Genomic DNA, 14,894 nt, shown 5'->3' with positions numbered 1-14,894 from the left:
TCACTATCGCCACCGTTTCTGATGAGCATGGTGATTTGTGCGTATGACCAAGCGTCGATATTGCTTCGTGTGGCCCTTTTCCAATCTCAGAGCGGCGATGCCAGTGTTCGGCAGACCATTGGTGATGGATTACGCACGCCTTGCCAAGTAGGGGCGACACCTTGCAGTTTTCATGTCTTGAGGCTTTCAGGATGCTTCGCCGGAAAATGGCAGCGCTAGTGCGCTTAGTTCCAGAACGTTCAGCTGCGGCATGAGCATGTTCTTTCGCGCGAATCTGCGCAGCCCGGTCAGGGACGATATTCGGGTTATCTAGGAGATCTGATGGCTGAGGTTATACAAGAGGCCAGTGCCCGCTTAGCCGTACTGCCGGCTGACTGCAGGCTTGCCCTGGTTCCCTCGATGGGGCTGGGCGACGGGTGCATTTATCTGGTTCTGGCTGCCAATCTCGCCAGGGCCGGTTACGACGTGACGGTACTGAGCAACCACTTTGGTGCACTCAATGACTGGTTGCCGCTCTTCGATGCGCGTTGTCTGCCCGCGCCTGACGAAACCTTCGCCGTCCTGGACGATTTCGATCTGGTCATTTCCGATCTGGGCAGCATGCTGACGCGTCATGGCGAAGCCGCGAGTGAGCTTGCTCGCCGCTACGTCTTCGTTGGCACGCTGCGTGTCGATTCCCGCTTTATCGAGCAGCCTGCGACTGAGGCGTTGGCGCGGCTGTCCCCGGAAAAGTCGCTTTTACTGACACCCTTGGCTGCGGCGGCGGGCCCGCTTCGGTGCCTGTCCGATGACCGTGCCAGCATGGTCGAGCAGGCCGTGGCCTTCTGTCGCTTTCGCCTTGGGCTGGCCCATGCCCACGACGATATCGGCATGCGGGTGCCCGCGACGCTCAGGCACCGTCGCCACGCGCAGCGCGTGATGCTTCATCCACTGTCTTACAACGCAAAGAAAAACTGGCCCGCCGAGAAGTATCTGGCGTTGGCCCGGCGATTACGTGCGGCTGGCTATCAGCCGCAGTTCGTCCTATCGCCCAAAGAAAGGGGCGATTATCTGCATGTATTCGAGCCTGAATTCGAAGTGCCTGAATTTTCCGATGCCAAGGCTCTTGCAGGCTACCTTTATGAATCCGGTTATGTGATTGGCAATGACTCCGGGGTTGGGCATCTGGCTTCTGCACTGGGCATTCCCGTTTTGACCCTGTACCGCAAGCGCAGCGATGGCTTTTGCTGGCGTCCGGGTTGGGGCAGCTGTCGGGTGGTGCGCCCGGCCTTTTCGTTGAGTTTTCTACGGGATCATTGGGCTTTTTTCATGAGTGTCAACCGGGTCGCTCGCGGCTTTCAGGCATTGAGTCAACAGGTTGAGGTGGAGCAGCGATGAGTGCTTTTGCGGCGATCTCCATTGTCATCCCTGCATATAACTATGCCTTTACTTTGGCCAGGACGGTTCGCTCAGTCATGCCTCAGTTGCATGAGGATGACGAACTGCTGATCATCGATGATGGATCGACGGACAATACGCCGGAAGTCGTCGAGGCCCTGGAGGTGGAGTTTCCTGGTCGCTTCAGGGCCCTGCGCAAGAGCAATGGTGGATTGGCATCCGTTCGCAATCTCGGGATAGAGCTGGCCCGTCGTGACTGGTTGGTGTTTCTGGATGCTGACGACGAGATGGCACCGGATGGCCTGTCGCTGATTCGAGCCCACCTGAGCCTGAATGATCAGACCCGCATGGTCATCGGTGGACATTGGTCGGTTGATCAGTATGGCCGCCGCCGCAGACATTCTCCCGAGCATCTTCCTGACACGGCGCTGTTGCGCGTTCGTGCTTACCTGCTGGACAAGACGCTGAGTATCTCCAACGGAGCTTGCGCCATGCACCGCTCCGTTTTTCAGGCAGGAAACTACCCTGAGCGGTTTCGTAATGCCGAGGATATTCCAGTATTCGCGCAAACACTGGCGACATATCCGGTTTCGCTTCTACCGGAGCCTCTGGCGATGATTCACAAACACAGTGACAGCCTTCGCCATCACTTCGGCTCTAGCCTGGCAGGAGGGGTTGGATTGGTCGATGAGGTCTTTGGCCGACTGCCAGCCGAATTGCAGGGGCTGCGCGCCCCATTTTACCAGCAGCGTTGCCTTTCCCTGTTTCGAAGTGCCTACCTGGCTGGAGATGTCATGGCAGCCAAGCAGTTCTACTGCCAGGCCGTCGCCAGTGACTGGCGCGTGCTATGCAAGCTTTCCTATTCACGTAAGGCGCTGCGCCTGTGGATGGGTCGACCCTATGGCTGAGGTTCTGAAAGTCTTGCAATTACAGACCCGCTATAACGCGGCGGATACCAATTCCGATCTCGGCGAGCAGATCCTGCGCGGCTTGCCAGCCGAGCGTTTCGAGGTGGTCAATGGCTATCTCGAAGGCGAGCCAGCCGCGGATACCCCCCTGCCGACGTGGCGCCAGGTATTCTTCGCGTTCACCGAAAAAGACATGAGTGGGCTGCGGTTGAAGGTGCGCAGGCGCTTGCTGGCGTTCTGTCGGGAGGAGGGCTTCGATGTGGTGTTGTTGCACCGCTTCAAGACCGTCAACCTGTTCATGCACCTCAACAAGATATTGCGCATCCCACGCTGCATCGGTGTGGCTCACGGTTTCGGTGAGTACGACCGCTTCTATCGGCGTTGGCAGGCCAGGCGCTCCATCGATGATTGCTGGCGTTTCGTCGGCGTATCGCCGGCTGTCGCCGATTACCTGATTGCCTTGCGCTGTGGCTTTACCAAGGCCAACACGGTGGCCATAACCAATGCCCTGGATATCGACCTGGCAGAGTCCCTTCAGTTGTCACGGGTGCAGGCGCGGCAGGCGTTGCAGCTACCGCGTGACTCGCTGATCGTCGGTGCCATAGGTCGGCTGGTACCCATCAAGGGTCATGTGTACCTCATCCGTGCCTTTGCGGCCTTGAGTGGGGAGTACCCGCACGTGGACCTGGCAATCATTGGCGGCGGCCGTGAAAACGACAACCTCGTAGCGTTGATTGCCGAGCTTGGGCTGCAAGAGCGTGTGCATCTCTGTGGGACTCGACCTGACGCCATGCGCTACGTGAAAGCATTCGACGTTTTCGTCATGCCCTCGTTGCAGGAGGGCCTTGGCCTGGCGTTGCTGGAAGGCATGTGTGGGCGTTTGCCCGTGCTCGGGTCGGACATCCCGGCGATGCGCCCTTTGCTGGACGGGGCAGGCGGGCGCCATTTCACGCCGGGCGACGTGCCTGCGCTGAGCGAGCAGCTGCGTGCCTGTCTCGCTGACAGCGAGGCCCGGCGGGCGGAGGATGGAGAGCGCGCCTACCGGTATCTGCGACGCGAGCACGACATCGAGGATTTCCGGGACAAGTATCGAGCACTGCTCGAAGGTGATCGGCCGCCCGCGGGAGCACCGGTATGACCGCGCTACCAGACGAGTTGCCCCTGGTCTCGGTGCTTATTTCTTCCTACAACCATGCCGACTTCATCGAGGCGAGCATCCGCAGCGTCTATGCCCAGGATTATCCCGACATCGAGTTGCTGGTGGTTGACGACGGCTCGTGCGACGACAGCGTGGCGAAGATACAGCGGCTGCAGGAAGAACTTGGCTTCAACTTCCAGGTTCAGGCGAACAAGGGCCTGTGCACCACGCTCAATGAAATGATCGCGCGTAGTGCGGGTCGTTACATCGCTCCGCTGGGCTCGGATGACGTGATGCTGCCCGAGCGTCTGTCGCTGCAGGTTGCGTTCATGGAGCAGCATCCTGAAACGGGCATCTGCGCTGGCGGCATCGTGCTTATCGATGGCGAAGGTCAACCCCTGCCTGGCAACAGGCAGCGTCATCGGCCTGCTCGGCGGCTCGATTTCGATGATCTGTTCATGGATCGCAAGCCCGGCCCTCCCGCCCCCACCTTGTTATTTCGCCGGGATGCGCTCGACAAGGTCGGTGGTTTCGATCCGTCCATTCGTATCGAGGACTATTACGTCGAGCTTCGCATCGCCCATGCCGGATATTTCATCGACATACTGGAAGAACCGCTTGCCCTGTATCGCGTCCATGCAAGCAATACCTACAAGAACCGTCGGCTGATGATCGAAACCGAACTCGCTATCTACAAGCGCTTTGACGATCACCCGGGTTATGACGCCACTCGCCTGCGCTATCTGAATGCCATGTTCGCCAAAGTCGCGAGTGAGGACAGGGTTCTGGCCGGCGAGCTGCTGGCCCAGATTCCATGGCGTGCTCGCAATCTCAAGACGCTCAAGGGACTCTGGCGTTACTGCTTCAATCGGGGTACCTGACGGCGAACAGCATTTCTAATGCAATCTCGCGATGATGCCCCTGCCGCCTCTCTGCGGCATGCCTTTGCAGGTGGCAGATACCTTCATCGAGTGGCCGCCAGCCACTTGTTGAGGTCACGGTCGAAACGCTCGGCACTGCGAGGGCTGACACTCTTGCCGTAACCGGCCACCCAGTCTTCACGGTGTTCTTTGGCCAGCCAGGCAATATCTTCGTCGTAGCGCAAGATGTGCTGAAAATTGCGTCGACGTTTCCAGGGGGGCAGCGCATTGCGCTCGAGTTTCATGTCGGACAGGTCGATCAGGCCGAAGCTCCCATCCGGTAGCAGCAGTACATTGCCCAGGTGCAGCGAGCGGAAGTACACGCCACGCTGGTGCAGCTCACCGAGGAATGTGCCGAAACGCATCACGTCTCGGGCGCGCGTCGCGGCCTCCGACTTGCGCAGGTGATTGCGCAGCGTATCGCCAGCGAGTGGCTGGTAGCGAACGGCGCTGAGCCGGCGCTCGCTGATGGTCAGGACATCCCGTACGGTCGGGGCAGTGATGCCCAGGCGCGACAGGCCGCTGGCATTGTCTGCAAATCGCTGTGCAGGCAGCTCCCAAAGGTCGGAAGACAATAGGCGCTTGCGTCGATACAGCTTCAGAAAATCGCCATCCTCGAGTTGCGCGACCTTGATGCCCAGGCCGTCTTCTTCAATGACCTTGGCGTTCTTGAGTAGGGCGTCCAGTTGCGTGGGCTCCATACGCTTCATGCTTGCGACTGCCTGTGCCGAATGGAAAGAGCGCATAGCAGTGCCAGCGGTATCCAGATCAGGAACCAGCTTTCATTGGGGCGGGCGAGAAAATTCCCCCCCTCTGTCAGCCCCGCGCACAGCCCGTACACCAATAGTGCCGAAGCGATCTGGAAGCGCGGCTGTGCGCGGAGGTGCAAGCAGCGAAGAAGCGCAAATGCATACATCAGGCCCCATAAACCCAGGCCGATCAGTCCCAGCTCAAGAAGAACAGCAAGTTCGACATTATGGGGGTCATACAGCGGGTAGCCGACTTCGGGAATGTGGAATTCGAACTTGCTCTCATAGCCTGCACCAAACCACAGGTGTTGGCCCGCCTGGCGTAACGCATCGCTCCACAGCTCAGGTCGATAAGAGGTACCACGGTGCAACAATATTTCCGGAAAGGTCACGTACACAGCGCATGCTGCGATCAGCAATGCACCGACCAGAATCATGGCGCGCTTTCCGCTCATAAATAACATCCAAACGCTTGTTAGTGCGATGCCCATCAATGGTGTTCTTGAGCCAGTGGCGAGCAGTGCCGCGAATAGCGGCACTGCCATGACGATTGGAAGCCAGTCGTGGCGCTCATTGCGCGATAGCCATGCTGCAATCCAGTAGGTGCATAAAAAGCCCAGCACATGAGATGTGAGCAATGGATTGCGCAAGGCCCCAGTACCAATCAGCCTTTCGCCAGGTGTGCCATTTTGCAGGAACAAAACGACATTAATGAGCGCCGCCAAGGCGCCCAGCCCGGCACCGATGCGCAGTGTTTTCAGTAACAGGCTTTCACTCTTGAGTGCTATCAGGGTGCAGCCCACCAAGAGCATGAATACATAAAGAGGTCGTTTGGCTAGGCTGGTTACGGCTCCACTGGCCTGCGTCCAGCTCATACTGATAAGCACCCAGGTACCTAATGCCAAAAAGCTGAGTATCACCGGCTCGCGCAGAAGAACCCTGATCTGATCTGGCTTCAGCATGAGCCCCAGCAAGGCAGGGGCCGCAAACAATGCGTAATAAAGTTTGGTATAGAGGCTGCCATCACCGACCCAGAGCAAGCCAGTGAGTAAAACCAGATAGCCAAGCACGAGCCAGCGGCCGGCAATGAAATCATGTATCCGAAGGCTTATGGAGGGTCGCTGTGATTTAGATACTGGCACTAGAGTTTTCCAGCGTATTGAAAAAAGGCGCTATCTTAATGCATCACTGCACAACTGCTAGCGGATGTTGCACCGGTCCTTGCGCTTTGCTTGGTCAGTGCCTGTGAGCATGTGACGGCTAAGTCACAAATACTCCAGCCTCTCCTCAGGTCATCGCTTTCGAGTCAAGGTTCCGGCAGGCGAGGGTTATATTTTCGTGCTCTTCAACGAGGTGATGTCGGGGCAGGGGCTGTTGATGCTCAGTCCCGTGCGGCGCCGATGCAAGCATGGCCGCTGGCCGGTCATAGCGGCGGCCCGCAGCGAAGCCCGAGTCCCGGATACGGACTGTTTCATTATTCGCCCTGAGCTATTCGTGGCCTTATGTCTCGGGATGTATCGTCCATGCTGCACAGCTCTCCCATCCATTGGTGAAGCACTATTCCAAGCATTCAGTACTGGCGGCTGTTATGTCGAGCGGCTGTCAGCGATCATCGTTGGCTCGCAAAACTTGCGGCAACCGCAGGTTGTCAGGTTTTTGCGGGTCCTATGATGCGATGAGGCCTGGTCGTCAGGAGCTGTGCAGGTGCGATCCGGCGCGACCTGCAAGCGCCGCTACCCCTCAGTAGTGCTTGCGCCGCTTCATTTTTCGGCACCCTTGACCTCCCGCGTACTAAGACATGTTTCGTTGGCATGTGCTTTTCTGGACGCTTTCTTTGGATAACCTAGCACCTTAAGCAAAAGTTCTGACGGCGGAGTGGTCATGGTCAATGTGCTATTCTCCGCCACGATTTTGCAAATCCGGAGTTTCCGCATGAAGTTATCCATGCCCCGTTTCGATCAGGCCCCCGTTCTCGTGGTGGGCGATGTCATGCTTGATCGTTATTGGCACGGCGCTACCTCGCGTATCTCGCCCGAGGCTCCGGTGCCGGTGGTCAAGGTCGAGCAGATCGAGGACCGCCCGGGTGGTGCGGCCAATGTGGCGCTGAATATTGCGGCGTTGGGCGCGCCGGCGGTGCTGGTGGGGGTCACGGGGGAGGACGAGGCGGCGGAAAGCCTGCGTCAGAGCCTGGAAGCCATTGGCGTGAAAACCTACTTCCAGCGCATCGAGAGTCAGCCGACCATCGTCAAGCTGCGGGTCATGAGCCGTCATCAGCAACTGCTGCGCATGGACTTCGAAGAGCCGTTCCACACCGATGCCGCTGCGCTGGCGCGGCAGGTCGAACAGTTGTTGGATGAGGTCAAGGTGCTGGTGCTGTCCGACTATGGCAAGGGTGCTTTGCAGAATCACCAGGTGCTGATTCAGGCAGCCCGGGCGCGGGGCATTCCCGTGCTGGCCGACCCGAAGGGCGAGGATTTCTCTATCTACCGCGGCGCCAGCCTGATCACCCCGAACCTCAGTGAGTTCGAGTTGATCGTCGGGCATTGCGAGGATGAAGCCGAATTGGTCAGCCGTGGCGCCCGCCTGATGCGTGAGCTCGACCTGGGGGCGCTGCTGGTGACTCGCGGCGAGCATGGCATGACCCTGCTGCGCCCCGATCATGCGCCCTTGCACCTGCCGGCGCGGGCGCGTGAAGTGTTCGACGTGACCGGCGCAGGGGACACGGTGATCTCGACGCTGGCAGCGTCCATCGCCGCCGGTGAGGATCTGCCCCAGGCCGTTGCCTTGGCCAACCTCGCTGCCGGCATCGTTGTCGGCAAGCTCGGCACGGCAGCCATCAGCACTCCCGAGCTGCGTCGAGCGGTGCAGCGTGAGGAGGGTTCCGAGCGGGGCGTACTGAGCCTGGAGCAACTGTTGCTGGCCACTGAAGATGCGCGTGCCCATGGCGAGAAGATCGTGTTCACCAATGGCTGTTTCGACATCCTGCATGCCGGTCATGTGACCTATCTCGAGCAGGCCCGTGCCCAGGGTGATCGTCTGGTCGTCGCGATCAACGACGATGCTTCGGTCAGTCGCCTCAAGGGGCCGGGCCGTCCGATCAATGCCGTGGACCGCCGCATGGCGGTGCTGGCCGGTCTGGGGGCGGTGGACTGGGTGGTGAGCTTCAGCGAGGACACCCCCGAGCGCCTGCTCAAGCAGGTTCAGCCGGATGTGCTGGTCAAGGGCGGCGACTACGGCATCGATCAGGTGGTTGGCGCCGATATCGTGCTGGCCTGCGGTGGCGAAGTGCGCGTCCTGGGGCTGGTCGAGAACAGCTCGACCACCGCTATCGTCGAGAAGATACGCAGCCGCTGAGCATGCAACCCCGCCATTCGGCGGGGTTTTGCTATGCGCTCTTTAATCCTCGATGGCAGGATCCGGGCAGGGCGAAGTGCACATGCCCGCGGTCAGACTGCTGCTGCGGTATCCAGGCGAACTCTCGGTACCTGTGCCGTGTCGGCGCGGTTGGTGCCGGGGCCAGATTTGTGGGCCTTCGGCTTGACGTTCTGCAGCGCCAGCCAGTCCTTCCAGCGAATGCGTTCATCGCGCACCAGCCAGCCATCCTGGGCAGCAAAGCTCTCGGCCAGCCACAGGCCACGGGTGTTGGCAGGCACCAGTTGGCCCTGGCGCAGGGTCATCAGCTCTGCCGTCGGCCGGCCCTGTTCAAGGGGAATCAGATAGAGGTCCGGGCGGCTGTGATCCAGCCGCGCGATCAGCTTGCCGTTCTCCAGATGCTCGTCAACGTGCAGCAGGCTGGGCTGTTTGGCCTCCTTGGGCAGGTCCAGACGCAAGTCGTAGACCAACTGCAACGAAGCCGTTGGCACGTGCACGTAAGCGCGGGGCCGTTCCAGCAAGGTCAGGTTACCGCACTGCACGGGGCGCGCTGCGCCGGAGAGAGGGCTTAGCTGGAAGTGCACACCATCGCGGTACCTGAGCGCCCCCTCGTAGGGGGCTGGTAGCCAGGTATCGCCGAAGCGGCCGTGGAGCCAGCCTTCGTTGGTTTCCAGTAGGCACTCTTCGGCCACTTCCTGAATTGCAGTCAGCAGCGGCAGGTTGAGTTCATGAGCCGGCACATAGCCTGAGATCAGCTTGAGCACGACGTCGCCACGATCGAGGCGTCGCTGGCGCACCAGCAGCCAGTATTCGCGGCCTTGCCAATTCAGCGTCAGGCGCACCGAGACGCCCAGGTTGGCCAGCTCGACGGCGAAGCGCTGACTGTCGTTAAGCTCGACTGGCTTGCGGCGTTCCAGCACTTCGCTGAAGTTCAGCGGGCGGCCAAGGCTCTGATAGACGATACCGTCGGGCGAGGCTTCGACGAACAGCGGCAGGGTCTTGAACGTGGCAGGATCTTTCCGGGAAATGATACGCGGCATGTCGGCTCCTTCTTGCGTCGGGGTCGGCCGCATACGCGGCGTCAACGGCGTGCCAAACACGCCAGTTCATCACTCTCCTGATTCTTTGTTACCGGTGTTGGTGCCCACAATCACTTCAGCGGCCATGGCGACGTTGTGAGCCAGGTGCAGCGGGTTGATCGTCCCGACGATGGCACTGCCGACCCCAGGGTGAGCGAAGATCAGTTCGAAGCTTGCCCGCACCGGATCGACACCGCTTTCCAGGCAGACATGCCCACTGGCCAGGGCTTTCTTGATCAGGATGCCTTTGGCGTGACTGGCAGCATAGTCCAATACCGGGCGCTCATGCTGCTCGCCCAGGTTGTAGGTCACCATCGCGCAGTCACCCCGCTCGAGGGCCAGCAGGCCGCCTTCTGCTGTCTTGCCAGAGAAGCCGAAGCCTCGGATCAGCCCGGCCTGCTTGAGTTCGGCAAGGGTGTCGTAGACGGCTTCGTCGCGCAGGATCGACAGGTCATCACCATTGGAGTGCACCAGAACCAGGTCGATGTAGTCCGTTTCCAGACGTTTCAGGCTGCGCTCCACCGAGCGGCGGGTATGGGCGCTGGAAAAGTCGAAATGCGACTGACCGTTGTCGAACTCCTCACCGACCTTGCTGACGATCACCCAGTCCTGGCGTTGGCCGCGCAGCAACGGGCCGAGACGTTGCTCGCTGATGCCGTAGGCGGGTGCCGTATCGAGGAGGTTGATACCCAGCTCCCGGGCGAGGTCCAGTAATTGTCGCGCCTGGTAATCGTCGGGGATGGTGAAGCCATTGGGGTATTTGACCCCCTGGTCGCGGCCCAGCTTGACCGTGCCCAGGCCCAGAGGCGAAACACTCAGCCCCGTGGATCCCAGCGGGCGGTGCAGCTCGTGCAGGTCGCGCATCAGAAGGACGTCTCCCAGGCGGTGCGGCCGATGACCGGGCGCGGCAGCTCGGGCAGTTGTGGATGAACGGCGGGGCGGATGCCATCACGTTCAAGGTTGCTCAGCACACGATCAGCGAAGTCCGGTGCCAGGGCCAATTTGGTCGGCCAGCCGACCAGCAGCGCACCCTGGTCACTGAGAAAGGCGTTGTCGGGGCGAACCAGGCCACTTTGCGCGGGTTCGGCGCGCTCCACCCGCAGCGTGGCCCACTGGGCTGTGGATAAATCCACCCAGGGCAACAATTGAGAGAGTTCCTTGCGCGCCGCCTCGATCTGCGCTGCGTCGTCGCGCGCCACGCCATCGGCTTCGGCCAGGTCGCCGCCGAGGTACCAGACCCATTCGCCATCGGCGCCTGGATGGCTGGTAACGGTGATCCTCGGCTTGGGGCCGCCGCCCAGGCAGTGGGCGTACAGCGGCTTCAGCGTCGGCCCCTTGACCATCACCATGTGCAGCGGGCGCAACTGCTGACTGGGCTGTGCGACGTTCAGGCTGGCCAGCAGCTCGGCATTGCCGCGACCTGCGCTGAGCACGATGCGCTGCGCGCGGATCTCACGGCCGTCGACGCGCAGGCCAACGAGTTGCCCGCCTTCGTGCAGGGGCTGGATAGCGTCAGCGGCGAGCAGGCTGTCACCGGCAAGATCGGCCAGACGCGCAATCAGGCTCGGTACGTCCACCACCAGCTCGGCCAGGCGATACACCTTGCCCTTGAATGTCGGGTTCTGCAGCGCGGGCGGCAACTGCTCGCCCTTGACCTGATCGACACGGCCCCGCACCGCCTTGCTGGCGAAGAAGCTGGTGAGGTTGCCGGCCAGGGTGCCGGGCGACCACAGGTAATGAGCATCGGAGAGCAGGCGCACGCCGGACAGATCCAGCTCGCCGCTGCCGTCCAGTGCTTCGCGCCAGCGCCTCGGCATGTCGGCGATGGCTTCCGAGGCGCCGCTCAGGGCGCCATGCAGGGCATATTTGGCACCCCCGTGAATGATCCCCTGGGACTTGACGCTCTGACCGCCGCCCAGGCTTTCCCGCTCCAGCAGCAGCGTGGCATAGCCTTTGGCACGCAGGCGCGCATTCAGCCATAAGCCGGCGACGCCGCCGCCGACGATCAGGACGTCTGTGCTCAGAGTGTGGGACATGCGGGCGCCTCTAGGGAAAACAGGTGCGCAGTATAACCCCCGTGAGAGCGGCAAGCTTCAAGCGCCTGCCTCAATGCCCAGTGACACGGGAGAACAACTGGATCACCAGCACGCCACTGACGATCAGGCCCATGCCCAGCACGGCAGGCAGGTCCGGTTTCTGGTCATAGACGAACATCGCCGCGATGCTGACCAGGACGATGCCCAGGCCGGCCCAGATGGCGTAGGCGATGCCCACCGGAATGGTGCGTACCACCAGGATCAGCATCCAGAACGCGATGCTGTAGCCGGCGATCACCAGCAGCAGCGGCAGTGGCTTGTTGAAACCATCGACGGCCTTCATGGACGTGGTCGCGACCACCTCGGCGGCAATGGCCAGAGCGAGATAGAGATAACCGTTCATCGCCAGCACTCCTATTAACAGAGCGCCAATTTTATGAGCTTATTCTGTTAGGTAAACTGATTACCTATCCTTTTAGGAGATGGGTTGTGCGCTGGACTCTTGAGCAACTCGAAGTATTCGTCGCTGTTGCCGATGGCAACTCGTTCTCTGCCGTGGCGCGGCGTTTCGGGCGGGTGCAGTCGGCGATCAGTAATGCCGTGGCAGCGCTTGAGGATAACCTGGGGGCGCGCCTGTTCGAGCGCAGCAGCGGTCGTCAGCCGCGTCTGACCGAAGCCGGCCAGGCACTGCTCGAGGAAGCTCGCGAGTTGCTGCGTCAGTCCGAGCGTCTCGAGGGGCGCGCGCTCGGGCTGTCGCGAGGCGAGGAGGTGTGTTTGCGCCTGGCTCAGGACGAGGCGCTGCCGATGCCGCCGGTGCTGGACAGTCTGGAGGCCCTGGCCCAGGCCTTTCCGCAGGTCGAGGTTCAGATGACCAGCGGCGGCCAGGGTGTGGTGGCACGCCAGTTGCTCGAGCGGCGGGCCGACCTCGGCCTGCTGTTTCATCATGCGGGCATGCCGGCCGAGCTGGAGCGCCGTCGCCTGGGCATGGTGGATATGGTCATGGTCTGCGGGGCCGCTCATCCGTTGGCGCGTGGGCGTTCCGTCGAGCGTCGAGAACTGGCTCAGCACCGCCAATTGCTGATTACTCTGCAGGACAGCCATTATCCCGGCAACGAGCGGATCAGTCCCACTGCCTGGCGTACCGATAGTTTTTACGTGATGGCCGAGCTGCTGATGCGCAACCTGGGTTGGGCCTGCCTGCCACGGCACGTGGCCCAGTACCCGACCTATCAAGGACACCTGGTAGAGCTGAGCAGTGACTGGATTGCGCCACCGCTGCCTGTGGAACTGGTGTTTCGCCGTGATCAGCCGCTGGGTCCGGCCGCGCAGTGGCTCGCGCGCTATCTGGGTGAACGGCTGCGCTTACTGGAGCCTTGATGCGTGCGCTTGTGCCCGGCGCTCTGTGCCTGCTTGTGCTGCAACGTCGGCATCCCTAAGCTTCGCCGCCATGAATCGACATCTCTATAGCCTGCTGTTTCACCTCTGCCTGCCGTTGATCGGTCTGCGCCTGATCTGGCGAGCCTGGCGCGCGCCGGCGTACTCGAAACGTATCGGTGAGCGCTTTGCTTTCGGCCTGCCCCCGCTGCGCCCCGGCGGTATCTGGGTGCATGCCGTCTCGGTTGGCGAAAGCATCGCGGCAGCGCCGCTGGTACGCGAGCTGCTGGCGCGCTACCCGGATCTGCCGATCACCCTGACCAGCATGACGCCGACCGGCTCCGAACGCATTCGCGCACTGTTTCCGGAAGCGCAGTTCGCCGGTCGCGTCCAGCACTGCTATCTGCCCTATGACCTGCCCTGGGCTGCATCGCGCTTTCTCGAGCGAGTACGTCCGCGACTGGCGGTGATCATGGAAACCGAGCTGTGGCCCAACTACATCCATCAATGTGCCCGTAGAGGTATTCCGGTGGCCCTGGCCAATGGTCGACTGTCCGAGCGCTCGGCCAGAGGCTACGGGCGCTTTGCCAGGCTCACTGCGCCGATGCTCGCTGAACTGAACCTGCTCGCGGTGCAGAGCCAGGTCGAGGCGCAGCGTTTCGTCGCCCTCGGGGCACGGCCTGAAACGGTCGAGGTGACCGGCTCGATCAAGTTCGACCAGCAGGTGGATGCCGGCGTACTGGGGCGCGCCACGGCGCTGCGTGAGCAGTGGCAGGCGCAGCAACGGCCGGTATGGATCGCCGCCAGTACCCGTGAGGGGGAAGATGCGCTGGTCATCCAGGCACACCAGCAACTGCTCGCCACGCAGCCGGATGCCCTATTGATTCTGGTGCCGCGTCACCTGGAGCGTTTCGACAGCGCCGCCGCACAGTTGCGTGACGCGGGCCTCACCGTCGTGCGTCGCTCCTCGGGCGAGGCCGTTGACCCTGGTGTGCAGGTACTGCTCGGCGACAGCATGGGCGAGCTGATGTTTCTGTATGGCTTGGCCGATGTCGCTTTCGTGGGTGGCAGCCTGGTCGAGACCGGCGGGCACAATCCGCTGGAGCCAGCGGCGCTGGGGCTTCCGGTAATCATGGGGCCACATCGCTTCAACTTCCAGGAGATCACCGCGCAGTTGCTCGAGCGTGGCGCGCTCTGCGAGGTGGCGGATGCCAAGGCGCTCGGCGCCCAGGTCGCGGTACTGTTGCAGGAGCCACCACGTGCGGCGGCCATGCGCGAGGCCGGGCTGGCAGTGCTCAAGGCCAATCAGGGCGCGCTGCAGCGTTTGCTGGATGGGTTGGGAAGGCTGATCGTTTAGAGTCTGTCCGGCTGTCCCTGAGCTTGGCTGCAACGCTGCGGGCGTGGCCAATCTCGATTCATTGTGGGAGCGGGCCATGCGCGCGAAATCGCGGGCATGGCCCGCTCCCACAATCCGGCGGCTTAACGCCTGCTCCGGTATCCCTGCAGATTGTCCATTACTCCTGCGCCTATTCGTCGCCTTGCAGGCGTGCTTCGGCGGCCTTGGCCAGATCCGTGGGCAGGAAGTCGCGGTCCGGGTTGTAGTCCGGCTTCAGGTAACGACCCAGAGCGTCCAGATCTGCCGGGCTGAGGGTGCCGGCAGCCTGTTTCAGGCGCAGGTTGTTGAGGATGTAGTCGTAGCGCGCGTCGTTGTAGTTGCGCACTGCACTGTACAACTGGCGCTGGGCGTCCAGCACGTCGACGATGTTGCGCGTGCCCACCTGATAACCGATTTCCGTAGCCTCCAGCGCGCTCTGGTTGGAGATGATCGACTGGCGACGGGCCTGTACGGTTTCCACGTCGGTATTCACCGCGCGATACAGGTTGCGGGTGTTCTGCACCACCTCGCGGCGCAGCCCTTCACGTTGCTGCTCGGACTGGCTG

General features: G+C 61.5%; 14 protein-coding genes. 7 read left to right on the top strand and 7 right to left on the bottom strand.

Translation table 11 applies throughout. From position 1 onward, the window contains the following. Positions 1 to 321 precede the first annotated feature (321 nt). The 4 genes from BLR94_RS24820 to BLR94_RS24805 are packed head-to-tail and all read left to right on the top strand — an operon-like array spanning position 322 to position 4,304. Complete coding sequence (locus BLR94_RS24820; RefSeq protein ID WP_084308590.1) at positions 322 to 1,377, top strand: glycosyltransferase family 9 protein; 1,056 nt, start codon at positions 322 to 324, stop codon at positions 1,375 to 1,377. After that, the gene (locus tag BLR94_RS24815) at positions 1,374 to 2,285 is read left to right on the top strand and encodes a glycosyltransferase family 2 protein (protein ID WP_084308589.1); all 912 of its coding nucleotides are present in this window, start codon (positions 1,374 to 1,376) and stop codon (positions 2,283 to 2,285) included. Before BLR94_RS24820 ends, BLR94_RS24815 begins: the two co-directional genes overlap by 4 nt. Continuing rightward, complete coding sequence (locus tag BLR94_RS24810; RefSeq protein ID WP_084308588.1) at positions 2,278 to 3,423, top strand: glycosyltransferase; 1,146 nt, start codon at positions 2,278 to 2,280, stop codon at positions 3,421 to 3,423. Before BLR94_RS24815 ends, BLR94_RS24810 begins: the two co-directional genes overlap by 8 nt. Continuing rightward, on the top strand, positions 3,420 to 4,304 hold the full coding sequence (locus BLR94_RS24805) for a glycosyltransferase (protein ID WP_084308587.1): 885 nt from the start codon (positions 3,420 to 3,422) through the stop codon (positions 4,302 to 4,304). Before BLR94_RS24810 ends, BLR94_RS24805 begins: the two co-directional genes overlap by 4 nt. A gap of 83 nt (positions 4,305 to 4,387) precedes the next feature. Here the strand turns inward: BLR94_RS24805 and BLR94_RS24800 are convergent, their stop codons facing one another. Together BLR94_RS24800 and BLR94_RS24795 are read right to left on the bottom strand one after the other, a co-directional pair. Continuing rightward, on the bottom strand, positions 4,388 to 5,053 hold the full coding sequence (locus tag BLR94_RS24800) for a protein kinase family protein (RefSeq protein WP_084308586.1): 666 nt from the start codon (positions 5,051 to 5,053) through the stop codon (positions 4,388 to 4,390). After that, a complete protein-coding gene (locus tag BLR94_RS24795) occupies positions 5,050 to 6,234 on the bottom strand; it encodes an O-antigen ligase family protein (RefSeq protein WP_244158261.1) in 1,185 nt (394 codons plus the stop codon). The genes BLR94_RS24800 and BLR94_RS24795 overlap by 4 nt, the downstream gene beginning before the upstream one ends. A 790-nt stretch (positions 6,235 to 7,024) precedes the next feature. Between BLR94_RS24795 and hldE the strand changes: the two genes are divergently transcribed. Next, on the top strand, positions 7,025 to 8,446 hold the full coding sequence (gene hldE / locus BLR94_RS24790) for a bifunctional D-glycero-beta-D-manno-heptose-7-phosphate kinase/D-glycero-beta-D-manno-heptose 1-phosphate adenylyltransferase HldE (protein ID WP_084308585.1): 1,422 nt from the start codon (positions 7,025 to 7,027) through the stop codon (positions 8,444 to 8,446). Between the two features lie 92 nt (positions 8,447 to 8,538). Here the strand turns inward: hldE and BLR94_RS24785 are convergent, their stop codons facing one another. The 4 genes from BLR94_RS24785 to BLR94_RS24770 form a co-directional block, all read right to left on the bottom strand. After that, positions 8,539 to 9,504: a metal ABC transporter ATPase gene (locus BLR94_RS24785; RefSeq protein WP_084308584.1), complete on the bottom strand. Its 966-nt coding sequence runs from the start codon at positions 9,502 to 9,504 to the stop codon at positions 8,539 to 8,541. A 69-nt stretch (positions 9,505 to 9,573) separates the two neighbouring features. Continuing rightward, positions 9,574 to 10,407: an aldo/keto reductase gene (locus tag BLR94_RS24780; RefSeq protein WP_084308583.1), complete on the bottom strand. Its 834-nt coding sequence runs from the start codon at positions 10,405 to 10,407 to the stop codon at positions 9,574 to 9,576. After that, entirely contained in the window at positions 10,407 to 11,579 is a 1,173-nt protein-coding gene (locus tag BLR94_RS24775; RefSeq protein WP_084308582.1) for an NAD(P)/FAD-dependent oxidoreductase, read from the bottom strand. Before BLR94_RS24775 ends, BLR94_RS24780 begins: the two co-directional genes overlap by 1 nt. Before the next feature lie 70 nt (positions 11,580 to 11,649). Further along, on the bottom strand, positions 11,650 to 11,982 hold the full coding sequence (locus tag BLR94_RS24770) for a DMT family transporter (protein ID WP_084308581.1): 333 nt from the start codon (positions 11,980 to 11,982) through the stop codon (positions 11,650 to 11,652). 86 nt (positions 11,983 to 12,068) lie between these two features. On the opposite strand from BLR94_RS24770, the gene BLR94_RS24765 reads away from it, so the two are divergent. Together BLR94_RS24765 and waaA are read left to right on the top strand one after the other, a co-directional pair. Beyond that, the gene (locus tag BLR94_RS24765; protein WP_084308580.1) at positions 12,069 to 12,956 is read left to right on the top strand and encodes a LysR family transcriptional regulator; all 888 of its coding nucleotides are present in this window, start codon (positions 12,069 to 12,071) and stop codon (positions 12,954 to 12,956) included. Between the two features lie 70 nt (positions 12,957 to 13,026). Continuing rightward, positions 13,027 to 14,310 carry a lipid IV(A) 3-deoxy-D-manno-octulosonic acid transferase gene (gene waaA, locus BLR94_RS24760; protein ID WP_084308579.1) on the top strand — a complete coding sequence of 428 codons (1,284 nt, stop codon included), beginning with the start codon at positions 13,027 to 13,029 and terminating at the stop codon, positions 14,308 to 14,310. A gap of 169 nt (positions 14,311 to 14,479) precedes the next feature. On the opposite strand, the gene BLR94_RS24755 is transcribed toward waaA, so the two are convergent. Then, the coding region (locus BLR94_RS24755; RefSeq protein WP_167359807.1) for a TolC family protein at positions 14,480 to 14,894 on the bottom strand (415 nt) is incomplete at its 5' end.

Source organism: Phytopseudomonas flavescens (genome assembly GCF_900100535.1).
GTDB classification, from domain to species: domain Bacteria; phylum Pseudomonadota; class Gammaproteobacteria; order Pseudomonadales; family Pseudomonadaceae; genus Aquipseudomonas; species Aquipseudomonas flavescens.
Note: the sequence above shows the minus strand (reverse complement) of the source record. Positions and strands in the feature narration are given on the sequence as shown.